This is a genomic window from Brevundimonas sp., from assembly GCF_036659295.1.
Lineage (GTDB): Bacteria > Pseudomonadota > Alphaproteobacteria > Caulobacterales > Caulobacteraceae > Brevundimonas.
Map to the genome: position 1 here is coordinate 31,401 of NZ_JAVXCU010000007.1, position 22,441 is coordinate 53,841.

Consider the following 22,441-nt stretch of genomic DNA (forward strand, 5'->3'; position numbering starts at 1 on the left):
GGTCCCGATGATCCTTGTCCACCACCTCGCCGATTCCCGCTCCCAGCGCCTGTTGTGGCTCCTCGAGGAACTGGGGCTGGACTACACGATCAAACGCTACGAGCGCGATCCGGCCACCATGCTGGCTCCGTCTGCGCTGAAACAGCTTCACCCTCTGGGCAAGGCCCCCCTGCTTCAGGACGGCGATCTGGTTCTGGCCGAGACAGGGGCTATTTTCGAATACCTGCTCGACACCTATGACACCGGCCACCGTCTGCGCCCTCCCGCAGGCAGCGCCGAACGCCGCGACTTCACCTACTGGCTGCACTATGCCGAAGGCTCAGCCATGCCGCCGCTGCTGCTCAAGCTGGTCTTCTCTATGCTGCCCAGACGCGCCCCCGCTCTGGTGCGCCCTCTGGTCAGGTCCATCGCCGCCAAGGCCCAATCCAGCTTCATCGACCCGCAACTGAAAACCCATTTCGACTTTATCGAAGCCAGCCTGACCAAGGGCGGCTGGTTCCTCGGCTCCGGCTTTTCCGCCGCCGACATCATGATGAGCTTCCCCCTCGAAGCCGCCGCCAGCCGTGGCCATAATGCGAGCCTCTATCCGGCGACCCGCCACTATCTGTCGGCCATCCATGCCCGCCCCACCTATCGCCGCGCCCTCGAACGCGGCGGTACCTACGCCTATAGCCCCGCCTAGAACAGGCTCAATTTCGTCCCGATTCCCGTGCGCCCACTGTCAAGCTGGCGCCCTGTTGCCATCAGGTCGACACCCTTCCGCCTACATCCAGCGCATTGAAACAAAACGGATTTATATCCGTTAATCTTTGATGCGCTTGTCTCTGACCCCGTTCATTGCCCTGCTGGCTTCTGCCCTGTCCTTCCTGTTCGCCTATATGACCGAGGGCATGGGCTTTGTGCCTGCCCTGTTCAATCTGGCAGGACTGGCTGTGCTGGCATGGGTGGTCTTGATCGCGCTACAGGCCCTGTACCGTCTGGCCCGTATGCACAGACATTCACCTGCCGGTCCTGCGAACACACCCTTCCCACCTGTTCCGTCCTCGGGTCCCGCCTCGACAGGGGCTTCACAAAAGCCCGGAAATCGTGTGAAGTCCCGGAACCAGCCGGGTATTTAGGGCCGCGCACAAGAGGCAAAACAACCGCCATCTTGACTTTGCGATGCTTTCGCCTAGCTTCTTAGCCCCCGGTCACGCACCGCCCAGTGGCCGCGAGTACTGGTAATTAACTTCCACCTGTCTTCGGGCGTAGCAAGAAATTCACGACACAATGGAAAAAGTGCCGATGACGGACGAGGGCTATCGCGCTCTCGACGATCAACTGAAGCATCTGAAGTCGGTCGAAAGACCCGCTGTTATCGCCGCCATTTCCGAGGCGCGCGAGCACGGTGACCTGTCTGAAAATGCCGAATACCACGCCGCCAAGGAACGTCAGGGCTGGATCGAAGGTTCCATCGCCGAGATCGAGGACAAGCTGTCCCGCTCGCAGGTGATCGACGTCTCCAAACTGTCGGGTACCAGCGTCAAATTTGGTGCCACCGTCCATCTGGTCGACGAGGACACCGAAGAGGAGTCCTTCTACAAGATCGTTGGCGAAGACGAAGCCGACGTGAAGGCCCGCAAGATTTCGATCGCCTCCCCGATCGCCCGCGCCCTGATCTCCAAAGAGGTCGGCGATGTGGTCGAGGTCAACACCCCCGGCGGTGTGAAGGCCTACGAAATCCTCAAGGTCGAGTGGAAGTAACCCCTTCCATCGCTACCGAAATCGGGGCGCACGGTTCAACCGTGCGCCCCCTTTCTATCTGGGTCGTTTCCGATGGCCGCACCGGCATCGAAAACCAGTCCCTCGGTCTGGCCGAAGCCATCGCAGACCTGACCCCTGCCACCATCACCCGCCATGTGGTGCGCTGGAAACCGGCCTTTGACCGCCTGCCCTCGGCCCTCAAACAGCCGTGGATGCTGCAACAGGGCCAGCACCTGCTGCACGCCCCGCCCCCCGATATCTGGATCGCCTCGGGCCGCGCCACCCTGCCCCTGTCGGTGCGCATGAAGACCAAGACCTTTGTCGTCCAGACACAGGATCCGCGCTGGAAACACAGCGCCTATGACCTGATTATCGCCCCCGAGCATGACGGCCTGAGCGGTCCCAATGTGCTGTCGATTACCGGCAGCCCCCACCGCATCACGCCCGAACGGTTGCGCACCGCCGCCCCCGCCTTTGCCTACAAGATCGCGGACCTGCCCCATCCGCGTGTGGCGGTGATGATCGGCGGCACCTCCAAGGCCTTCGACCTGACCCTTGAGCACGCCGCCACGCTGGCCGACCTGATCGCCGAGACGGTCGAAGAACAAGGCGGCTCGCTGCTGGTCACCTTCTCGCGCCGCACGCCTTTATTGCCACAGACCGTGATGACCCAGCGCCTTTCTCCCCTGCCGGGCATCATCTGGGATGGCGCAGGCGAGAACCCGCTGTTTGCCTTCCTCGACGCTGCCGACCACATCCTCGTCACCGAGGACAGCGCCAACATGGTCACCGAGGCCGCCTCGACCGGCAAACCCGTCCATGTCCTGCCCATGGTGCCGCTGAAACCGCAGGCCAAGTTCAAACACCTGCATAAATCCCTGCAGGACCACGGCGCCGCCCGCCCGTTCGACGGCACGCTGGACAGTTGGACCTACGTCCCCTTGCGCGAAACCGCCCGCGCTGCCCGCGCCATTCTGGACGCCCTGCCACAGCACGCTTCGCCTTCGCGCTAAACGCCGGTTGCGGGAACCGCAAAGCTGGCCGACTGTTGTGCTGTTAGGGACGTTCATAAGGCGCTCGGGCATGACCCAATCTTCACCGGCTCACAGCAAACCCGAAGCCAGTGCCGTGCGCGAGGCACGCCACTTCCTGCTCCGCGCCCTGGCCCGCGCGCGCCGCGACATCGACCACGACGACACCGCACAGGCCGTCTATGCCAATGGCGGCACCGATGGCCGCTATCTGATGATGACGGTCATCTCGGCCTCGATTGCGGCCCTTGGTCTGATGCTGAACTCGCCCGCCGTCGTCATCGGGGCCATGCTGGTCTCGCCGATGATGGGACCGATTGTGGCTCTCGGCTTCTCGCTGGCCCTGCTGGACTTTACCCAGCTTAAAAAATCTCTGGCCTCCATCGTCATCGGCGTTCTGGTCGCCCTTAGCGTGGCCATCCTGCTGGTGCTTTTGTCGCCGCTGAAAGAACCCACCTCCGAGATTCTGGCCCGCACCCGCCCCAACTTCTTCGATCTGCTGATTGCCGTATTTTCGGGTGTCGCAGGGGCTTATGCCGTGATCCGCCAGCGCGGCGACACCATTATCGGCGTCGCCATCGCCACCGCCCTGATGCCGCCGATTGCCACGGTCGGCTTTGGTCTGGGCACCGGCAATCCGGGCATAGCCGGCGGTGCCTTCTTCCTGTTTATGACCAACCTTGTGGCCATTGCCCTGTCAGCCACCCTGACCGCAGGCTTTTACGGCTTTCGCCCGCGCCTGCTGGAGCGCCCGCGTCCGTGGCGCGGCATTGCGGTTCTGGTGGTGTTTCTGGTCCTGTCAGCGCCTCTGGTCCTCTCTTTGCGCGCCATCGCCCTCGAAAGCCGCGCCACAGCCGAGACCCGCCTCGCCGTCGGACAGATTTTTGCCGATGCCGATTCCCGCATCACCCTGCTGGAAGCCCGCGCCGATGACGGACAGGTCAATGTCTCGGCGCTTGTCTCCACCCGTCGCCTCGTGGCCGATGCCCAATCCCGCCTGCAAGACCGCCTGACCGCCGCCCTGCATGTGCCCGTCACGGCCAAGCTGGACCAGATCGTCGTCGCCGACCCTTCCGCCAGCCTGAACCTGCCCACACCGGCCACGCCTGACCCCAAACAGGCTCTAGCCCGCCGCCTTGCCGATGCTGTGCCGTTCCAGACCGAAGGCGTGCTGATGGATAGCGAGGGCAACCGCGCCGTCATTCCCCTGACCGCCGCCACCGGCCTTGATCTGGCGGCCGCCTTCACACTGGAACAGGCCCTGCGCCAGCGTTTCGAGGGCGTGGATGTGCGCGTCATCCCGCCCGTCTCCAATCTCGCCCCTGTCGATCTGACCGACACCGCCGCGCGTCAACGCACCGTCTGGGCGCTGGCCCGCTGGCACGCCAGCCCCTCTGTCACCCTGTGCCGCCCGCAAGCCCTGCCCGCACCGGACAGCAACACCCCGCCCCAAACCACCGGCGACCGCTTTGTCGCCGAACTGGCCGCAGCGGGCATTACCCCCGTCCTTGCCCCCACCGACACCTGCGCGCGCGGCGAAACAGACACCGCCCGCATCGCCCTGACCCCGTAACATTTGCCTTCGTCATCCTCCGGCTTGACCGGAGGACCCAGCGCCTTGCCGAAGGATGACGGCTTCGAGCACGCGAGACTGAACAACAAAAAGAGGCGTCCGGTCGAAACCGGACGCCCCTCAGACCTAATATCGGATCACAAGCCGTGAGACTTATGACTTCTGGGTCTGTTTCACATACGAGTTGATGAGGTTGCGATAGTCGGGGATGTGGTTGGCAAACAGCGCGCCCAATCCATCGACATCGTTGCGCCAGTCACGGTGCAGTTCACAGGCCGCACCGAACCAGGTCATCAACTGGGCACCGGCTTGCGACATGCGATCCCACGCCGCATCGCGGGTGATCGGGTTAAACGTGCCCGACGCATCCCCGATAACGAAAACCTCGTAACCCTCTTCCAGTGCCGACAGCACAGGGAAGGCCACGCAGACCTCCGTCACCACACCGGCCACGATCAGCTGCTTCTTGCCGGTGGCCTTCACGGCCGCCAGAAACTCCTCGTTGTCCCAGGCATTGATCTGGCCGGGGCGGGCAATATACGGCGCGTCCGGGAAGATTTCCCTCAGTTCCGGCACCAGAGGTCCGTTCGGACCGTCTTCAAAACTGGTGGTCAGAATGGTCGGCAGTTCAAAATATTTGGCGAGGTCCGCCAGTGCCAGCACATTGTTCTTGAACTTGTCAGGATCAATGTCGCGCACCAGCGACAAAAGACCCGTCTGGTGATCCACCAGAAGAACAGCAGCATCGTCTTTATTCAGGCGAACATAGGGCTTGGTCATGTGACAATGTCCTTTCGAGACGGTCTTGAGGAATAAGAAAAAGGGACGGCTATCAGGCCGAAATCTTGCCGAAACGACCAGCATTGAAGTCGGTGATGGCCTGACGGATTTCGTCTTCGGTGTTCATCACGAACGGGCCATAGGCCACGACCGGCTCGTTGATCGGCTCGCCGCTCAGCACCACCAGAACTGCATCCGCACGCACATCCACAACGATATCGTCCGCACCGGGTGCCAGCATGATCGTGCTGCCATCGGTATATTCGGTACCGCCCATCGCCACGGTGCCATGCAGCACCACCAGCGAGGTGTTGTGGCTGGCCGGAACCGGCAGACGGATCGTCTGGCCTGCCTTGGCCTTCACATCCCACACATTGACGGGGGTAAAGGTCTGGGCCGGTCCATAATGGCCGTCGAACTCACCGGCGATCACGCGGGTCGTCATACCTTCGCGCTCGACCACAGGGATCATGTCCGAGGTCAGGTTCTGATAGCGGGCCGGCGTCGACTTGTCGGCAGCCGGCAGGTTGACCCACAGTTGCACCATCTCGAACGCCCCGCCGGTGCGGGTATAGTTTTGCGAGTGGAACTCCTCGTGAATAATACCGTCACCGGCCGTCATCCACTGCACATCCCCGCGACCGATCACACCACCGGCACCGGTCGAGTCGCGGTGTTCCACCTCGCCCTCATAGACGATGGTGACCGTCTCGAAGCCCTTGTGCGGGTGGGCCCCTACGCCGCGCGGCTGACCCAGTTTCGGCGTGAACTGGTACGGACCGGCATGGTCCAGCAACAGGAACGGGCTGGCCGCAGGACCGGCCATCTGGTGCGACAGCAGGCTGCGGACGGGGAAACCGTCGCCAACCCAGTGCTGGCGCTTTTCACTGAAAACTCCGGTGATCTGACGCATATCGCTTCTCCTTCTGTGCAGGCCACGCGGGCCTGCCCTTGTTGAGGAAAGAGATAGAACAGCGACAAAAATCCCTGTAGATGGTCTTTTTACAACGCAGTGTCCCATTTTCAGGACAATACCCATGCACGACCTGAACGATTTCCGGCTATTCGCCTATATCGTCGAGGAACAGGGCCTGTCGGCTGCGGGGCGCAAGCTGGGCCTGCCTCGCTCTCACATCAGCCGCCGTCTGGCCGAACTGGAAGCCGATCTTGGCGTGCGCCTGATCCACCGCTCGACCCGCAGCTTCAGCGTCACCGACATCGGTCAGGAATTCTACCTGCACTGCCGCGCCATGCTGTCGGAGGCCGAGGCCGCCGCCGATGTCATCTCGCGCCAGAAGTCCGAACCGCAGGGCGTCATCCGCATCGCCTGCCCGTCTTCCTTGATCCAGTATCAGGCCGCCCGCATCGTCAGCGACTTCATGCGCCTGTACCCCAAGGTCACGATCATTCTGGAAAGCACCAATCGCCGCGTCGATGTGCTGCGCGAAGGCTTTGATCTGGCGATCCGCGTGCGCTTCCCCCCGCTGGAGGACAGCGACCTGATCGTGCGCCGCTTTGCCAATGACGACCAGCATCTGGTCTGCGCCCCCTCCTGTCTGGAACAGGGTCCTGCCCGCAATCTCGAAGAGCTGGCCGCCCTACCCAGCCTGTCATGGAACCCCGACCAGACCAGCCACTTCTGGGATCTGGTCAGCCCCGACGGCCCGACCCACCGCGTCCATCATACGCCACGCCTTCTGACACAGGACATGTCCGCCCTGCTCGATGCGGCTGTGGCCGGTATCGGCGTGGTGCAACTGCCCGGCGTCGTGGCCCGCCCCCGTCTCAAGACTGCCGAACTGGTCGAGGTCCTGCCCGGATGGCGCCCGCTCTCGGGCATGATCCACGCCGTTTTCCCGACCCGTCGCGGCATGTTGCCCGCCGTGCGCGCCTTCCTCGACTTCTGCGACACCCGTTTCTCCTAAAAGCCATAGCGGATCGCAGAATCACCCTCTAAATACCCGCCATGACCCAAGCACTCCGCACTGTCCGCGTCGCCATCATCGGTTCCGGTCCCGCTGGCTGGACCGCCGCCATCTATGCCGCCCGCGCCTCGCTGAATCCTGTTGTGATCGCAGGCCTGCAACCGGGTGGCCAACTGACCATCACCACGGACGTGGAAAACTATCCGGGCTTTGCCGAGACCATTCAGGGTCCGTGGCTGATGCAACAGATGCAGGAACAGGCCGAACACGTCGGCACCGAGGTCATCCACGACATCGTCACCAAGGCCGACCTGTCACAGCGCCCGTTCCGCCTGACCCTCGACAGCGGCACCGAAATGCTGGCCGAAACCGTCATCATCTCGACGGGCGCTCAAGCCAAGTGGCTCGGCCTTGAATCGGAGATGGCCTATCAGGGCTTTGGCGTCTCGGCCTGCGCCACCTGCGACGGCTTCTTCTATCGCGGCAAACAGGTCGTGGTCGTCGGCGGCGGCAATACCGCTGTCGAAGAAGCCCTCTTCCTCACCAATTTCGCCGAGACCGTCACGCTGGTTCACCGCCGCGACACCCTGCGCTCGGAAAAAATCCTGCAAGACCGCCTGTTCGCCCACCCCAAGGTCAAGGTCATCTGGAACAGCGCCGTCGAGGAAATCGTCGGCGTCGTTGACGGCATGGCCAAGAACGTCACCGGCGTGCGCCTCAAAGACACCGTCACCGGCGAAACCTCTCAGATCGACGCCGACGGCGTCTTCATCGCCATCGGCCACGCCCCGTCGTCCGAACTGTTCGCAGGCCAACTGGAAACCAAGGAAGGCGGCTATCTGGTCGTCCAGCCCGGCACCCCCAAGACCGCCATCGAAGGTGTCTATGCCGCCGGCGACGTCACCGACGACATCTACCGCCAAGCCGTCACCGCCGCCGGCATGGGCTGCATGGCCGCCCTCGACGCGGGGCGTTTTCTTGCGGAAGAAGACCACAAGAAAACTTTGGTTTGATAAGAAAAAAGACCGCCCTCTGGGCGGTCTTTTTTTGCCCTACCGCTCGCCACGCGGTGGCTCGCTGCTTGAGGGCAGGTTTTTACCCTACCGCTCGCCACGCGGTGGCTCGCTGCTTGAGGGCAGGTTTACCCACCACACCTCTTCGTCATCCCCCGACTTGATCGGGGAGGCCCAGCGCCGCGCGACAGCCCGCCCCTTCTCCTCCCCTGCTTCAGCGGGGGAGGTGGCACGGCGCAGCCGTGACGGAGGGGGCACTCTTAGCCGCCCGAAATCATTCCTGATCGTCCACAGTCTAAGGCCCTGCCCACAACCTGCACGCCTTCCAGCAAGCATGGAACGGCTATGCGCTCAGTCTTGGCGCTTAGCCTCCGGTATCGCCCCAGACGCAGAGGTATGCGTCATGGCAGGGGCCACCACAGCCCGCCCCTCTTCAAACGCCTTCAGCCGGTCATTGATGTCCGAGATTTCCTTGGCCGTCGGCTGGCGTCGCCCACCCAGACTAGGCGCGCCCACAATCCGCGTCGTGCCCTCGAATTCGACCTCGCGATTGCCGGTGCCCAGCAACTGGCGGGCCAGTTCAGCACTATTGTCGGCCAGCGCCGTGTCTTCGACCAGCGCCATCAGGTCACGGGGGCGCGCAAACCGCACCTCGTCGATCACCGGCTCGCGCCCGCCATAGCCCTGCGTCAGCGAGGCCACCATTCCGGCCGCCCCCTTCCAACGATAAAAGATATGCGCCCCCGACTGCGACACCTTGGTCAGGCTGGGAGCCCACCACGGGCGCACATAGTCGGCATGGTAATGGGTCGCCGAGCCAACCTTGTCGGCCACACCACCGGCCAGAGCCTTTTCGGCCACCTTCTGCGCGCGGGTCCATGCCCACGCCACCGGCGCCCGCGACAGCGAACCGTCACAGGTAAAGGTAAACTGGCAGCCGGTATTACGCTCGGCCCCCTGATAGACCACACCGCAAATACTGTTGGGATAGTTGGGATCGCGCACGCGGTTCAGCACCACCTGCGCCACGCCCGCCTGACCTTCATCGGCTTCCAGCGCCGCCTCGTAATAGACCGCCTGCGTCAGGCATCGCATGGCCCGTCTGCGATCCTCGGCACTGCTCGGCCTAAAGGCAAAAGGCGGCGCGGCATTCACCACCGCGTCGCCCGCCATTGCTGCATTCAGACGCAAGGCCTCCAGCCCGTTGACCGTCGCAAACGGATCAGGCTTGCCGCCAAGGCGCAAACTTTCCCACCCCGGCGTCAGTCCCGGCACCCCCGCCATGCCCATGGCCGGATCATGCCGCAAGGCAAGCGACAACTGCGCCCCGTCCAGCCGCGACATCACGCCTGCCAGACCGCGCGTGCCATAGTCACCACCCGATGCCTCGGCCACCGCCTCCGCCGTGCGGGCAATATCCAGCGCACTTTCGGACCGTGCCGACATGCCCGTAGCCAGAGCCGCCACCAGAGCCGCCCCGCCAGCCAGCGCAACAGGCACCACCGCGTGACGTCGCGGTGACGATCCTGACTTCGCACGGGCGTTCGATGGGGCCATCTATCCTCGTAAAATGCAAAACGTCCGAACCCTGCCGGACACCCTGTCCTTATAACAGAGCTTTTCCGGCAGTTTTCGGACGTCGAGATTAAGGTTTATTGAGACTTGCTCCGAAATCGCAGCAAATCGCCGGATCCTTAGCGATTACCGAGGCTCGAACGCAGCATCCATGCCGCCTTTTCGTGCGCGGCCAGACGCTGCGTCATCAGGTCCACCGTGGCCTCGTCACCGGCTTCATCCGCCGCTTCCAGAGCCGCACGCGCGGTCTTGATGACAACACCGTGGTCACGGATCAGTTCGGACATCATCTCGCTGGCGCTCTTGTCCGGATTACCGTCCGAAATCGAGGTTAGATTGCCAAAGGCCGAGCCCGACTGCGGGGCCAGTTCACCCAGCGCACGGATACGCTCGGCAATCTCGTCCAGAGCCGTCCAGATTTCCGTATATTGCTGCTGGAACAGACCATGCAGGCTGAAGAATTCCGGCCCGCGCACATTCCAGTGATATCCATGCGTTTTCAGATAGATCGCATAGCTGTCGGCCAGCACCTTCGACAATTCGCGCGCAACCGTCTCGCGCTGGGCATCGTTGAAACCGGTATCGATCATATCGCTCATAATCTTTCCCTGCATACGCTTGGTGTTTGATAAATAGAATGTAGGCACAAAGGCCGGATTTTAAAGCCCGAAAGCCGCCGGTTGCGGGGAATTGATTTCGCGCAAAACCCCTGCCTGCTCCGGCCTTCCATACTGGCACGACCGCACGGCATAGCGCCGCCATGGAACGTCCCCGAGCGCGCAGCGTTGCACAAACTCTACCTTTAATTCGGCTCCCTTCTCGTGCGGGTGCCGACATGTTTGCACCCCGTATGTCCCAGCCTGCTGCGCCCCAGGGCGCAACAACAACCGACCTTTTTCTAGAAAAGCTGGCCGCACGCCCTATGCCTGCATGGCCGGTCTGCATCCTGCTTGCTGTGGTGCTGGCATTGTTGTTTGTGGCCCTGCATGTGGCTCTGTCCGCCATCATGCCCGCCCGAACCGATCTGGCCATATTAGTCCCCGCCATTCTGTTGGCCGGACTGGGCGGCGGTTTCCTCACAGCCTTTGCGACCCTGCTCTTTTGTCTGGTCAGCCTGTGGGCCTTGCCGCTTGCCGGTCTGCCTGTGCCCGTCCCCGCCCCAGCGGCAATCACAGGCTTTGTGCTTGGCGGCTCGCTCTGCGGCATCATCGGCGCGGCGCTACGCCACGCGATTGGCAAACTCTATAAGGCCCGCAACCGTCTTCAGGCGGCCATCCGCGAACAGCTCAACGCCTCGACCCGCCAGACCGAAGACGCCCTGTCGCAAACCCGTCAGGACTTCTACAGCGTCGCCGATACTGTACCTGTCATGCTGTGGCTGTCCGATACCGATAACCGGACCCGTTTCGTCAATCGCGCCTATTTCGACTTTGCCGGTAAAACCGCCGAACAGATGACCGGCGGCGAGTGGAAAGGCCTGCTGCATCCGGACGACTACGCCACCACCCTCGACCAGTTCAAACGCGGTATCCTCAGCCACCAGCCCTTCCAGCTACAGGCCCGATACCGCCGCCATGACGGCCAGTATCGCTGGGTGCGCTCGATCCTCCAGCCCCGCTATGATCGCGCAGGCGCCCATCAGGGCATTACCGGCACCGCCTTCGACGTCACCGAGGCCGAGGAAGCCGCCGCCCGCATCCAGGAATCCGAAGCGCGCTTTCGCACCATTGCCGACAGTGCCCCCGCCATCATCTGGATGGTGGATGCCGACGGCCATACCCAGTTCGGCAATCGCCGCTTCCGCTCGATCTTCAACGGCAAGCCCCCGCGCCATCTCATCAACGCCATGCGCGACATGACCGCGCCCGAAGACCTGCCCGCCTTCGACAAGACCATTCAGGACGCCATGCGCGCCAAGCGCCGCTTCTCCTATCTGGGCCCGATCTACCATCCGGCCTATGGCACCCGCTGGCTGCATACCGAGGCGGCCCCCCGCTATGACCTGCAAGACCAGCTGACCGGCTATACCGGCGTCAGTCTGGACGTCACCGAAAGCCAGCGCGCCGAGCGCGAGCTGAAACGCAGCAACGAACGGCTCGAAGAACGGGTCAATGCCGCCCTTGCCGAGAAAGATGCCGCCGAGGCCGAACTGGTCCGCGCCCACCGCCTCGAAGCGGTCGGTCGCCTGACCGGCGGCGTCGCCCACGACTTCAACAATCTGCTGACCGTCATCATGGGCGGCCTCGAAATCATCCGTAAAACCGACGACCCCGCCCGTCGCCAGAAAATGGCCGAGGCCGCGCTGGCAGCAGCCCGTCGCGGCGAGCGCCTGACCGGACAGTTACTGGCCTTTTCACGTCGCCAGAACCTGCGCCCCGCCTCGATCGACCTGAACGCCCTGATCCGCGAGGGCGAGCCGCTGCTGCACAAGGCCGTGGGCGACGGCATGACCCTCCAGTTCAAGCTGAAACGCGGTCTGGCCCCCACCCTCGTCGATGCGGCCAAGTTTGAAGCCGCCCTCATCAACCTGCTGGTCAATGCCCGCGATGCCTCGCCATCCGATGCGCGTATCTGTGTCGAGACGGCAGACTATATGGTCATCCCACCTGCCGCCCCGATGCTGGCGCTCAACCTGCCTGCGAGCGAACCGGCCCATACCGGCACCGTCCACCCCTCGGACCTGCAACCGGGCCGCTATATCCGCGTCACTGTGGCCGATAACGGCGCAGGCATGACAGACGATGTGCTCAAACGGGTGTTCGAGCCGTTCTTCACCACCAAGGGGGTCGGCCACGGCACAGGGCTGGGTCTGTCACAGGTCTATGGCTTTACCCGCCAGAGCGGCGGCTCCATCTCCATCCAGTCCACCCCCGACAAGGGCACGCGCATCAACCTGTTCCTGCCGTGGCACACCCTCAGCCCCCCTCCCGCCGAGGCCGCGCCCGATGCCGAACCCCGCGACACACAGCCCGCCCCCGACGCCTCCGGCGAACCTGACGCCGATGCCGCCCCGATCCGCCTGTTAATGGTCGAAGACGATCCGGGCGTCGCCGAGGTCACTGCCACCTTCCTGCGCACCGAAGGCTTTGCCGTCGATCTGGCCCGCAATGCCACCGAGGCCCTGACCTGTCTTCAGACCCATAGCTATGATGTCCTGCTCAGCGACATCCTGATGCCGGGCGGGATCAGCGGCATCGAACTGGCCCGCCGCGTCGCCGTCGAATGCCCGGACGTGCACATTATCCTGTCGTCCGGCTTCCCCGGCGAGGTCGAGGCCCTGCGCCAGACCCCGTGGGCCTTCCTGCCCAAGCCCTACACACCGGGCCAGTTGCGCGCCCTGCTCGCGCACAAAAAAGACCAGACCCCCTAAGGGATCTGGCCAGTTGCCGTCTTCTTCGCCAATGGCGAAAGAAGCCTGCGCGCCCCTTGGGGCAAACCTTCAGTCGAGTCTATTTCGGCTTTTGCGCATGGCCCACGGCGGCACCGGCGGCACCACCCACAGCGGCCCCGACCGGACCGCCCACCACAGCGCCTGCCACTGCGCCTGTGGCCGCCTTCTGCTCGATCGTGTGTCCACAGGCCGCCAAAAGCAGCCCCGACACCATCGTCACCGCCACAACCGGCAGCATACGCGCGTGAAATTTAGAACGTGAATCCGTCATTGCATCGAACTCCTTGAATCATCTGAAATTAAACTCGCAATTCGCCGCAAGGTTCCTCGCATCACACCAACCATCTTCGCAAGTATTCATACACCGCCGAAAACCGTTTTCGCCACTTCGCAGCACTCGCGACAGATGTATGCTGAACTTAAAAATACAGTATTCGCAAGATCAACTAAGAATTCGACACACAAAGCCTCTGAAGCCTCTCGAGGCCGTCTCAAAGCCTTACGACTTTTATCCACATCTTCACAAGAACAGCCGAATCGATCACATTTCTGCCATAAGTGGATGGCTTAAGACCCAACTTCCGCGGCACACCCTGTCTGGTGAACGCGGTTCTGGTGTTTGCGTACGGACGTGGTCCGACAGTGAGTACCGGAAATAAGGGGCGGCGTTCCTCGCCCTGCCAAACAGGATTTGTCTTTTGTTTCTTTCTTCGCCCCTGCGTGACATCAAGCACGCCTTAAGCAAGCTCGACCCGCGCCCCGTCGCGGCAACCGCTGCCTTTGGTGGTCTTGTTACACTCGCGGTCGGAGGAGCCTATATGGGCGGCGTATCTGCCCAGGCCTCGACCACACGTACCCAAGCCGAGCGCATTTCGACTGCCGGTATGGAAGGGTACAGCCAGGAAGCCATGGCGCTCGCCGCCGGCGGTCTGGACGCCAGTGCTCTGGCGATTGCACAACGTCATGATCCCTATGCTGTAGACGGCGCGGCCCTGCGTGACCGCCAGTCAGAAGTTCTGACAGCCCGCCTACAGTCTGCAAAAACATCCGATCCGGCCAGCCCGTTCCGCATCACCGGTGCCCGCGACCAGTCGCGTGACCTCGAATGCCTGACCCAGGCTGTCTATTACGAAGCCCGCGGCGAAGGCAGCAACGGCATGAAGGCTGTGGCTCAGGTGGTCCTGAACCGCGCCCGCCACCCCGCCTTCCCCAAAACGGTCTGCAGCGTCGTCTTCCAGGGCTCCAACCGCTCGACCGGCTGCCAGTTCTCCTTCACCTGCAATGGTGCCATGCGTGCGCCGGTTAACCGCGCAGCATGGAACCGTGCCCGCGACGTCGCCTCGGCGGCCCTGTCGGGTGAAACCTATAATGCTGTCGGTACCGCCACCCACTTCCACACCACCGCTGTCTCGCCGTCGTGGCGTCACCGTCTGGTGCAGGTCAATCAGGTTGGCAGCCACGTCTTCTACCGCTTCGGCGGTCGCAACGGCTCTTCGTCGGCCCTCGCCAACGAGGTTCAAGCCTCTGCCGCTGTGCCGCGCGTGATGCAGGCCTCGCTGACCAGCGAACCGGCTGGCCCGCGCCCCTATGTGGCCGATGCCAAGCCTGCCGAAAAAGCAGCGCCGCTTGTGACGGTTGCTACGCCCGTAGCAGCAACCGCTGCGGGTGCGGCCTCTGTCCAGACCGCCCCGCTCGCGGCAACGACCTGAAAACAGGAAAACAGATCATCGGCACGCGGATAATTAACCCGCGTGCCGATTTCTTGTTCCTTGAATCCTAAAAGAAAACGCCGTTTTTAAACGGCATCCAACCCGATATCCAACTGGATGACCGAGTGGGTCAGCGCCCCCACCGAGATCACATCCACGCCGGTGGCCGCAATGCCCGCCACGGTATCGAGGTTCACGCCCCCCGACGCTTCCAGCACCAGCTTCACACCGCTGGCCTTCACACGGGCGACCGCCTCGCCCATGTCCGTCAGGTTGAAATTATCCAGCATGATGACGTCCGGCTGCTCGATAATCGCCTCGTCCAGCTGATCCAGACCATCCACCTCGACCTCCACCTTCATCAGGTGCGGCGCAAAGGCCTTGGCGGCGCGTACAGCCTTACCCACCCCGCCACAGACGGCGACATGGTTGTCCTTGATCAGGATGGCGTCATCCAGCCCGAAGCGGTGATTGATCCCGCCACCGCACACCACAGCGTGCTTCTCCAGCGCCCGCAACCCCGGCGTCGTCTTGCGGGTATCGGCAATCCTCGCATGGGTACCCGCCACAGCACGCACATAGGCCTGCGTCTGGGTAGCAATGCCGCACATCCGGCCCAGAATATTCAGCGCCGTCCGCTCTGCCGCCAACAGCCCGCGCGCCAGCCCCTCGACCTCGACCAGCACATCACCCTTTTTGATGAAGCTGCCATCATGGACGCGCACATCCACACGCGCCTGAGGGTCCATCATCAGACAGGCAATCCGCACCGCCGCGCCACCGGCCATCACGCCGTCCTGACGGGCGCAAAACTGCGCCTTCATGCGGGCATCCTCGGGGATACAGGCCTGCGCCGTCACATCGCCACAGCGCCCCAGATCTTCCGCCAGCGCCAGACGCACGACAGGTTCGATTACCAGATCCGGCAAGGTTCGTGTCATCGTCCGCTTCCCCGTTACTCTAAAATACGGCGCACACGCGTGTGCTGCGCCCTGTTATTGGCCTGCGGATAGTCCGCCCTGAAATGTCCGCCACGGCTCTCGCGCCGCCCCAGCGCGCCCTGCGCCACCAGTTTGGCCGCCGTCACAGCCGCCACATAGGGATACAGCCCCGCCATATCGTCCAGCACAGCGATCAGCGCCTCCAGACCCTTGGCATCGCGCACCACCCCGCAATACTGCGTCATGGCCGCCCGCAAGGCCTGCATGGCTTCGTCGGGCAGGTCGCCTCCCACGATCACAGGCCGCAGCGCGATCGCATCGGCCCCCATGTCCCCACCGGCATCCTGCGCCGCCGCCCGCCCGGCCATTCGGCCAAAGGCTGCCGCTTCCAGAAGACTGTTTGAGGCCAGACGATTGGCCCCGTGCACGCCCGTCGCCGCGCACTCGCCAATGGCATAAAGCCCCTTAAGACTGGTGCGCCCCGCATCATCGGCGGCAATCCCGCCCATGTGGTAATGCACCGCCGCCGCCACCGGAATAGGCTGCACCCTCGGGTCGATCCCGACCGCCATACAGGCCGCAAACACCGCCGGAAACTCGTGGTCAAAGGCCGCGCCCACCGCCTTGGTGGCATCCAGAAACGCCCCGCGCCCCGACACCCGCGCCTGATGCACCGCCCGCGCCACAATATCGCGCGCCGCCAAGTCTGCATCCGCCGCCATCCCGATCAAGAACCGGCCTTCACCGTCAATCAGCCTCGCGCCCTCGCCGCGCAGTGCCTCGGTCGCCAGCGGCGCAGGGTCCAGCCCCGCATCAATCGCCGTCGGATGAAACTGCACAAACTCCGGATCAAGGATCTCCGCCCCCGCCAGATAGGCCAGCGCCATCCCCTCGCCCTTCAGGGCCGACGGATTGGTCGTCACCTCGAACAGACCACCGATCCCGCCCGTCGCCAGCACCACCGCCTGCGCCAGAACGCGAACCTTCTGCCCGCCTGTCCGCTCGATCACCGCACCGCGCACACGGCCCGCCTCGTCGCTGACCAGCGCCCTCAGACGCCCGTCTTCCCAGATTTCGATATGGTCGGCCGCCCGCGCCGCCTTGACCACTGCCGACAAGATCGCCCGCCCTGCGCCATCGCCGCCCACCCGCGCCACCCGCGCTGTGGAATGGGCCGCCTCCAGCGACACGGCAAAACCGCCATCTTCCGCACGATCAAACGGCGCGCCCATACCGGCCAGCCATTCCACCGTCTCGCGCCCGCGCCCCGTCAGTTCGCGCACCGCCGCGCTCTCGACCAGACCCGCACCTGCCGCCTCGGTGTCGCGGGCATGCAGTTGCGGGCTGTCCTTGGCCGTCAGGGCCGCCGCCATGCCGCCCTGCGCCCATGCCGACGAACAGGCATCCAGCAAGGGCGCAGGCGTCACCACCAGCACGCCCTCGCTCACCCCGCTTACCGGCACAGCCTCCAGCGCCGCCGACAGGCCCGCCAGCCCGCCCCCGATCACCAGCGGTCCCTTATGGACCCGCGTCTCCATTACAGGGCAATGCCCAGATAGCGGGCGATCATGTCCACACTGGCCTGACCGCTGCCGCCATTCAGCGCCAAGAGCGACGCCACCGCCGCCCCGCCGCACGCCACCGCCGTCAGCACAAACAGACCCAGCGACAGCCCGGCCTGTTTCCAGCTCAACGGCCCCGTCACGCTCCGCAGGCCGCCCTTGCTCAGATGGCCCCAGATAGCCAGACCCAGAAACACCGCCAGAATATAGCGCCCCGTCGTAATGCCCCACACAACGACCGCCACCCCGATCACCAGCAGCACCAGTTTCTCAAGCTGCGGATGCACCCGCGCCAGCACCGGTCCCAGCGCCTTGGAGCCATCCAGAGGCGGTGCCGGTACCAGATTGATCAGGTTCAGCATGGCCACGAAAAACGCCGCCGCCATCCACTGGCCATCGCCCGTCGCCAGCCCGATCGCCACCAGCGGCACCATGGCCAGCAAACCGAAGGCCGGACCGGCCAGCGAGACCAGCACCCCGATCCACTCGTTTTTCGGCTCGTGCGTCGCCTTGGCCAGTCCGCCAAGGAACGGAATGACATAAATCCGCGCCGGTCCCATCCCCAGACGGTTCATGGCCAGCACATGCCCGTATTCATGCACCAGAAGCGCAAACATCAGCGAAACGGCAATGACCCAGCTCTGGGTCAGGAACCACAGGAACCCCACCATCAGCAGGGTCGAAAGCACCAGACCGATCCAGCCGCGCTTGGCACGCCCTTCGCGGGCCCGCAATTCGTGGATCGATACGGCCGGTGGCAAAATCTCCGTGCCGGGCCTGCGGCCCCACGGCCCGATATCCTTGCTGCGGTCTCTGGTCTCCTGGCTCACCTCAGATCAACTCCACCTGAACCGAGTGCTTGGCCCGCACCAGATCATAACGCGCAGGCTTGGACGGCGGCGGCAGATCGATCATGCGCTGCACAGCGGCCCGCGCCTTTTCCTGCATTTCCGGCTCGACCGTGACCTCGAACTGCATGTGCAACAGACAGTCGCGAATATTTTCCAGCGTGATGCGCTTCATGTGCGGGCACATATTGCACGGCCCGACAAAATCGACCTCCGGTACATCGCCCTTGATGTTCGACGCCATCGAACACTCGGTGATCAGCACCACCTTGGACGGGCGGTTCTTCTCGACATAGGAAATCATCGCCGCCGTCGATCCGGCAAAGTCGGCCGCCTGCAAAATCTCTTCAGGACATTCGGGGTGGGCCAGCACTTCCGCACCCGGCCATGCCGCGCGCATATCGGCAATGTCCTGCGTGGTGAACCGCTTGTGCACCTCGCAATGCCCCGCCCACGCAATAATGCCGACACTGGTCTGGGCCGCCACATTGCGCGCCAGATACTCGTCGGGGATCAGGATAACTTTGTCCACGCCCCATTCCTTGGCCGCCCACTCTACCACCTGCACCGCATTGGCGCTGGTGCAGCAGATGTCGGTTTCGGCCTTCACATCGGCGGTCGTGTTCACATAGGTGATGACCGGCAGCCCCGGATGGCGCTCTTTAATCAGGCGCACATCGGCCCCCGTAATCGACGAGGCCAGCGAACAGCCCGCCCGCAAATCAGGGATCAGGACCGTCTTGTCGGGGCTGAGAATCTTGGACGTCTCGGCCATGAAGTGAACGCCCGCCTGCACGATCACATCGGCTTCGCAATTGGCCGCTTCTTTCGCCAGCGCCAGACTGTCGCCCACAAAATCGCCAACGCCATGGAAGATGTCCGGCGTCATATAGTTGTGCGCCAGAATGACCGCATTGCGCGCCTTCTTCAGCGCATTGATCTCGCTGATCAGCGCCGCCTGAACGGGCCATTCCATCGGCGTGGTGTGGTCCTTGACCTTCTCCCAAACCGCAGCGGTCTCTTCCGCCAATTCCTTCGTCAGGCCGAATGCAGCGCCCATGACCATCTCCCTACACCCTTATGCTCACTTTTAGCATAAGGTCGACATACAATAGGCCTTCCATCGTCCGACGCAAGATCAAACCATCAGCGCACCAATCGAAACAGATCGTCCAGCGGCACATCCAGCGCCTGCGCCAATAACAGCGCCACCGTCACCGACGGCGTGAACACCCCGTTCTCGATCGTATTCACCGTCTTGCGCGACACCCCCGCCCGCTCGGCCAACTCGCCTTGGGTCAAGCCAGCCACCAACCGCACCGCCTTCAGGTCCACCACCAGCCGCGCCTCAACCACGTCCGCCCCCCCGCATCAGCCACCACAGCCTCAGACCCGCAACCCAAAGCGCGACCGCCATCACCGGCCACAAAGCCATGACACCCCAGCGCAAATCCACCAGCATCAGTCCCGTAACCACGGCCATACCCGCCATTGCTGCCACAAAACCCCATGCCTTGGCCTCGCCGGCAAAGCGGCGCGTGATCTCCTCGTCCAACAAGGGCCGCCAGCGATAAAGCGTCAGCTCGCCCAGACCCATCAGCATAAACACGAACGCCACCAGCAAGACCGGCCATTGCACAGCCGCGCCGCCACTGACCGCATTCCACATCTGCGGTGCCGCAAATACAGACACCGCCACAGCCGCACCCGTCACCAGTACCAGATTGACCACCCACTGCCCCTGCCGCACCTCGCGCACAGACGCCTGTAAATGCGGCGGCACACGCAGGTCTTTGAACCGCAGGCCCACCTGAATACCCGCAAACATGATCGCCAATCCGGCCACCACAACAGGCACAGACACAGCGCGCGCCGCATCCCCCTTGGCCAGCACGATGACCCCCAACACGACGAAGGCCCCCAGCACCGCACAGCCCACGCCGATCCAGTAACCGGCATCATATCGCGCGCGCTCAACCACCTTCAGCCCTCCGCACCTGCCACCACAGCCGCAAGCCCGCCACCCACACCACGGCCAGCATCACATAGGGCATGGCCGCCATCGCCACCGGCAGCTTCCACACCATCAGACCAAACAGCACGCCCAGCCCCGCAAACGCTGCCGCAAACCCCCACGTCACGGCACTGCCGTGATAGGCCACCATCAGTTCATCATGCAGCCAGCGCCGTTCCTGCCGCCCCCGATGCCCGAACATCAGATAGACAAACCAGCACGCCGCCAGCAGCGGTCCCAGCAGTGCCTTGCTCAGCATCACATCGCCTGCCCCGTTGGCCATCTGCCACAGCGCCTCGCTGGACATCATGCACACCGGCAAGCTGGTGATCGGCACAATCCCGACGGCATAGGCCCACTTGCCCTGCGCCACATCCCGACGCCCGCCCATCTTGCGCTCGACGATATCCGTATTGCCATCGCGCATAAAACGGCCCGCCCGCGCAAAGGCCAGCACCACCACGGCCAAACCTGCAAACCCGATAAGGATGGCGGTAAATCTGTCCGGTACGAACAGGGCCAGCAAAACAACCGCGACACCCGCAGCCCCCAGCAACCCCACCGCCAACAGCCCCCATTGGCGCTGCCTCTCGGCCGCCTCTGCCTGCAAGCGTTCAGCCCTATCTTGGCCCGCCGGATCCTGCCCTGCCATCACACCCTCCCGTGTGTGTAACCCACAGATGACATTGATACCTATAGGTTACAAAAACAAGCCCAAAATAACGCCGCTCTTTTTTGCACGCTTTACTCTCGCCACACCCTCACCTACCCCCTAGACAACAAACCTCCCTCCCGAACGACCAGATCAGCGAACAAATCGTGCAAGAAACCGTCCGCCGCATCCTCACCGCCCGCGTCTATGACGTGGCCGTAGAAACCCCGCTCGATGCCATGCCGCGCCTGTCGGCCCGTCTTGCCCGCCCTGTCCTGCTGAAGCGCGAGGACCTGCAACCGGTCTTCTCGTTCAAGGTGCGCGGTGCCTATAACCGTATCGCCCACCTGACAGATGCCGAACTGGCCAAGGGCGTCATCTGCGCCTCGGCGGGCAACCATGCCCAAGGCGTCGCCCTGTCCGCCTCCAAGCGCGGGGCCAAGTCCACCATCGTCATGCCCACCACCACCCCCGACATCAAGGTCGCGGCGGTCAAGGCGCTGGGCGGCACCGTCGTCCTGCACGGCGAAAGCTTCGACGACGCCAATGCCCATGCCCGCAAGTTAGAAGCCCAAACCGGCGCCACCTTCGTTCACCCGTTCGACGATCCCTATGTCATCGCGGGCCAAGGCACGGTGGGCTTGGAAATCCTGCGCCAGCACCCCGACCCGCTGGACGCCGTCTTCATCCCCATCGGCGGTGGCGGTCTGGCGGCGGGGGTCGCCGCCATCATCCGTTTCCTGCGCCCCGAAACCAAAATCATCGGCGTCGAGCCGGTCGAGGCCTGCTCCATGAAGGCCGCCATCGCGGCGGGCGAGGTCTATACGCTGGATCAGGTCGGCCTGTTCGCCGACGGCGTGGCCGTGCGCCGCGTGGGCGACGAGACCTTCCGCCTGTGCCGCGACCTGCTGGATGATATTGTGCTGGTCGATACCGACGCCATCTGCGCCGCCGTCAAAGACATTTTCGACGATGTCCGCGCCGTAGCCGAACCGTCCGGCGCCGTCGCTCTGGCCGGTCTAAAAGTCTGGGCCAGCCGCAATGCGGGCACAGGCGCATTGGCCGCCATCAACTCCGGCGCAAACGTCAATTTCGACCGCCTGCGCCATGTCGCCGAACGCGCCCAGATCGGGCTCGGCACCGAGGCCCTGCTGGCCGTCTCCATGCCCGATGACCGCGCCGCCTATCACCGCTTCCTCAACACCCTGCAAGGCCGCTCGATCACCGAGTTCAACTATCGCTACAGCGGCAACGGCACGGCGCAAATCTTCGTCGGCATCGCCCTGTCCGGCGACAAAAACGAACGTCACGCCCTGTGCGCCACCTTGCGCGAGGCCGGATACGGCGTCGAAGACATGAGCGACAACGAAATCGCCAAGCTGCACGTCCGTTACATGGTCGGCGGTCGCGCCGCCTCGCTCTCGGGCGAGCGCCTGTTCCGCTTCGAATTCCCCGAGCGCCCGGGGGCCTTCCTCAAATTCATGAACGCCATGCAACCAGCATGGAACCTGACCCTGTTCCACTACCGCAACCACGGCGACGACGTCGGCCGCGTCCTCGCCGGCATCCACGCCCCCGAAGACCAATACGCCGCCGTCACCACCGCACTGGAAACCCTCGGCTACCCCTATGAAGAAGAAACCATGAACCCCGCCGCGCGGCTGTTCTTGGCCTAGCCTACCTC

Annotated in this window: 22 protein-coding genes; 10 read left to right on the top strand and 12 right to left on the bottom strand. The window is 63.6% G+C overall.

Features of this window, described 5'->3' with window-relative positions; translation table 11 throughout:
• Positions 1 to 7 precede the first annotated feature (7 nt).
• From RSB01_RS02805 to RSB01_RS02825, 5 genes are all read left to right on the top strand, one after another.
• On the top strand, positions 8 to 682 hold the full coding sequence (locus RSB01_RS02805; protein WP_332591510.1) for a glutathione S-transferase: 675 nt from the start codon (positions 8 to 10) through the stop codon (positions 680 to 682).
• 130 nt (positions 683 to 812) lie between these two features.
• Positions 813 to 1,118 carry a hypothetical protein gene (locus tag RSB01_RS02810; RefSeq protein WP_332591509.1) on the top strand — a complete coding sequence of 102 codons (306 nt, stop codon included), beginning with the start codon at positions 813 to 815 and terminating at the stop codon, positions 1,116 to 1,118.
• A gap of 151 nt (positions 1,119 to 1,269) precedes the next feature.
• Positions 1,270 to 1,743, top strand: a complete 474-nt coding sequence (greA, locus tag RSB01_RS02815; protein ID WP_332590913.1) for a transcription elongation factor GreA — start codon at positions 1,270 to 1,272, stop codon at positions 1,741 to 1,743.
• Positions 1,744 to 1,784: 41 nt separating this feature from the next.
• Complete coding sequence (locus tag RSB01_RS02820; protein WP_332590912.1) at positions 1,785 to 2,756, top strand: mitochondrial fission ELM1 family protein; 972 nt, start codon at positions 1,785 to 1,787, stop codon at positions 2,754 to 2,756.
• A 70-nt stretch (positions 2,757 to 2,826) separates the two neighbouring features.
• Complete coding sequence (locus tag RSB01_RS02825; RefSeq protein ID WP_332590911.1) at positions 2,827 to 4,347, top strand: DUF389 domain-containing protein; 1,521 nt, start codon at positions 2,827 to 2,829, stop codon at positions 4,345 to 4,347.
• Positions 4,348 to 4,500: 153 nt separating this feature from the next.
• On the opposite strand, the gene ycaC is transcribed toward RSB01_RS02825, so the two are convergent.
• Together ycaC and RSB01_RS02835 are read right to left on the bottom strand one after the other, a co-directional pair.
• On the bottom strand, positions 4,501 to 5,127 hold the full coding sequence (gene ycaC, locus RSB01_RS02830) for an isochorismate family cysteine hydrolase YcaC (protein ID WP_332590910.1): 627 nt from the start codon (positions 5,125 to 5,127) through the stop codon (positions 4,501 to 4,503).
• A gap of 52 nt (positions 5,128 to 5,179) precedes the next feature.
• Positions 5,180 to 6,040, bottom strand: a complete 861-nt coding sequence (locus RSB01_RS02835; protein WP_332590909.1) for a pirin family protein — start codon at positions 6,038 to 6,040, stop codon at positions 5,180 to 5,182.
• Positions 6,041 to 6,164: 124 nt separating this feature from the next.
• On the opposite strand from RSB01_RS02835, the gene RSB01_RS02840 reads away from it, so the two are divergent.
• A complete protein-coding gene (locus tag RSB01_RS02840; protein WP_332590908.1) occupies positions 6,165 to 7,052 on the top strand; it encodes a LysR substrate-binding domain-containing protein in 888 nt (295 codons plus the stop codon).
• A 41-nt stretch (positions 7,053 to 7,093) separates the two neighbouring features.
• Entirely contained in the window at positions 7,094 to 8,065 is a 972-nt protein-coding gene (gene trxB, locus RSB01_RS02845; RefSeq protein ID WP_332590907.1) for a thioredoxin-disulfide reductase, read from the top strand.
• Between the two features lie 351 nt (positions 8,066 to 8,416).
• Here the strand turns inward: trxB and RSB01_RS02850 are convergent, their stop codons facing one another.
• Positions 8,417 to 9,622: a cell wall hydrolase gene (locus tag RSB01_RS02850; protein WP_332625053.1), complete on the bottom strand. Its 1,206-nt coding sequence runs from the start codon at positions 9,620 to 9,622 to the stop codon at positions 8,417 to 8,419.
• Between the two features lie 137 nt (positions 9,623 to 9,759).
• Entirely contained in the window at positions 9,760 to 10,239 is a 480-nt protein-coding gene (locus RSB01_RS02855) for a Dps family protein (RefSeq protein WP_332590905.1), read from the bottom strand.
• 236 nt (positions 10,240 to 10,475) lie between these two features.
• Here RSB01_RS02855 and RSB01_RS02860 point away from each other — a divergent pair, with 236 nt between their 5' ends.
• A complete protein-coding gene (locus tag RSB01_RS02860) occupies positions 10,476 to 13,010 on the top strand; it encodes a PAS domain S-box protein (RefSeq protein ID WP_332619318.1) in 2,535 nt (844 codons plus the stop codon).
• Positions 13,011 to 13,089: 79 nt separating this feature from the next.
• Here RSB01_RS02860 and RSB01_RS02865 read toward each other — a convergent pair whose 3' ends face one another.
• Complete coding sequence (locus RSB01_RS02865; RefSeq protein WP_332591545.1) at positions 13,090 to 13,302, bottom strand: hypothetical protein; 213 nt, start codon at positions 13,300 to 13,302, stop codon at positions 13,090 to 13,092.
• Positions 13,303 to 13,729: 427 nt separating this feature from the next.
• Between RSB01_RS02865 and RSB01_RS02870 the strand changes: the two genes are divergently transcribed.
• Positions 13,730 to 14,740 carry a cell wall hydrolase gene (locus RSB01_RS02870; RefSeq protein WP_332591546.1) on the top strand — a complete coding sequence of 337 codons (1,011 nt, stop codon included), beginning with the start codon at positions 13,730 to 13,732 and terminating at the stop codon, positions 14,738 to 14,740.
• Between the two features lie 86 nt (positions 14,741 to 14,826).
• On the opposite strand, the gene nadC is transcribed toward RSB01_RS02870, so the two are convergent.
• From nadC to RSB01_RS02905, 7 genes are all read right to left on the bottom strand, one after another.
• Positions 14,827 to 15,681, bottom strand: a complete 855-nt coding sequence (gene nadC, locus RSB01_RS02875; protein ID WP_332591547.1) for a carboxylating nicotinate-nucleotide diphosphorylase — start codon at positions 15,679 to 15,681, stop codon at positions 14,827 to 14,829.
• A 14-nt stretch (positions 15,682 to 15,695) separates the two neighbouring features.
• Positions 15,696 to 17,219 carry an L-aspartate oxidase gene (locus RSB01_RS02880; protein WP_332591548.1) on the bottom strand — a complete coding sequence of 508 codons (1,524 nt, stop codon included), beginning with the start codon at positions 17,217 to 17,219 and terminating at the stop codon, positions 15,696 to 15,698.
• Positions 17,219 to 18,004 carry a site-2 protease family protein gene (locus RSB01_RS02885; protein WP_332625055.1) on the bottom strand — a complete coding sequence of 262 codons (786 nt, stop codon included), beginning with the start codon at positions 18,002 to 18,004 and terminating at the stop codon, positions 17,219 to 17,221. Before RSB01_RS02885 ends, RSB01_RS02880 begins: the two co-directional genes overlap by 1 nt.
• A 70-nt stretch (positions 18,005 to 18,074) precedes the next feature.
• Positions 18,075 to 19,157, bottom strand: a complete 1,083-nt coding sequence (nadA, locus tag RSB01_RS02890) for a quinolinate synthase NadA (RefSeq protein ID WP_332619317.1) — start codon at positions 19,155 to 19,157, stop codon at positions 18,075 to 18,077.
• 80 nt (positions 19,158 to 19,237) lie between these two features.
• On the bottom strand, positions 19,238 to 19,447 hold the full coding sequence (locus tag RSB01_RS02895; protein WP_332590963.1) for a helix-turn-helix transcriptional regulator: 210 nt from the start codon (positions 19,445 to 19,447) through the stop codon (positions 19,238 to 19,240).
• Entirely contained in the window at positions 19,440 to 20,072 is a 633-nt protein-coding gene (locus tag RSB01_RS02900; protein WP_332590964.1) for a hypothetical protein, read from the bottom strand. Before RSB01_RS02900 ends, RSB01_RS02895 begins: the two co-directional genes overlap by 8 nt.
• A complete protein-coding gene (locus RSB01_RS02905) occupies positions 20,065 to 20,757 on the bottom strand; it encodes a hypothetical protein (RefSeq protein ID WP_332590965.1) in 693 nt (230 codons plus the stop codon). Before RSB01_RS02905 ends, RSB01_RS02900 begins: the two co-directional genes overlap by 8 nt.
• 164 nt (positions 20,758 to 20,921) lie before the next feature.
• Between RSB01_RS02905 and ilvA the strand changes: the two genes are divergently transcribed.
• Positions 20,922 to 22,433 (top strand): threonine ammonia-lyase, biosynthetic, encoded by a 1,512-nt coding sequence (gene ilvA / locus RSB01_RS02910; RefSeq protein ID WP_332590977.1) that lies wholly within the window; start codon positions 20,922 to 20,924, stop codon positions 22,431 to 22,433.
• Positions 22,434 to 22,441: the final 8 nt, after the last annotated feature.

Coding starts and splice junctions, on each gene's coding strand:
- RSB01_RS02805 (WP_332591510.1), top strand. CDS start 8: ATGATCCTTGTCCACCACCTCGCCGATTCCCGCTCCCAGCGCCTGTTG.
- nadA (WP_332619317.1), bottom strand. CDS start 19,157: ATGGTCATGGGCGCTGCATTCGGCCTGACGAAGGAATTGGCGGAAGAG.
- RSB01_RS02810 (WP_332591509.1), top strand. CDS start 813: ATGCGCTTGTCTCTGACCCCGTTCATTGCCCTGCTGGCTTCTGCCCTG.
- RSB01_RS02850 (WP_332625053.1), bottom strand. CDS start 9,622: ATGGCCCCATCGAACGCCCGTGCGAAGTCAGGATCGTCACCGCGACGT.
- RSB01_RS02825 (WP_332590911.1), top strand. CDS start 2,827: ATGACCCAATCTTCACCGGCTCACAGCAAACCCGAAGCCAGTGCCGTG.
- RSB01_RS02855 (WP_332590905.1), bottom strand. CDS start 10,239: ATGAGCGATATGATCGATACCGGTTTCAACGATGCCCAGCGCGAGACG.
- RSB01_RS02865 (WP_332591545.1), bottom strand. CDS start 13,302: ATGACGGATTCACGTTCTAAATTTCACGCGCGTATGCTGCCGGTTGTG.
- trxB (WP_332590907.1), top strand. CDS start 7,094: ATGACCCAAGCACTCCGCACTGTCCGCGTCGCCATCATCGGTTCCGGT.
- RSB01_RS02905 (WP_332590965.1), bottom strand. CDS start 20,757: ATGGCAGGGCAGGATCCGGCGGGCCAAGATAGGGCTGAACGCTTGCAG.
- RSB01_RS02880 (WP_332591548.1), bottom strand. CDS start 17,219: ATGGAGACGCGGGTCCATAAGGGACCGCTGGTGATCGGGGGCGGGCTG.
- greA (WP_332590913.1), top strand. CDS start 1,270: ATGGAAAAAGTGCCGATGACGGACGAGGGCTATCGCGCTCTCGACGAT.
- RSB01_RS02860 (WP_332619318.1), top strand. CDS start 10,476: ATGTTTGCACCCCGTATGTCCCAGCCTGCTGCGCCCCAGGGCGCAACA.
- RSB01_RS02840 (WP_332590908.1), top strand. CDS start 6,165: ATGCACGACCTGAACGATTTCCGGCTATTCGCCTATATCGTCGAGGAA.
- nadC (WP_332591547.1), bottom strand. CDS start 15,681: ATGACACGAACCTTGCCGGATCTGGTAATCGAACCTGTCGTGCGTCTG.
- RSB01_RS02835 (WP_332590909.1), bottom strand. CDS start 6,040: ATGCGTCAGATCACCGGAGTTTTCAGTGAAAAGCGCCAGCACTGGGTT.
- ycaC (WP_332590910.1), bottom strand. CDS start 5,127: ATGACCAAGCCCTATGTTCGCCTGAATAAAGACGATGCTGCTGTTCTT.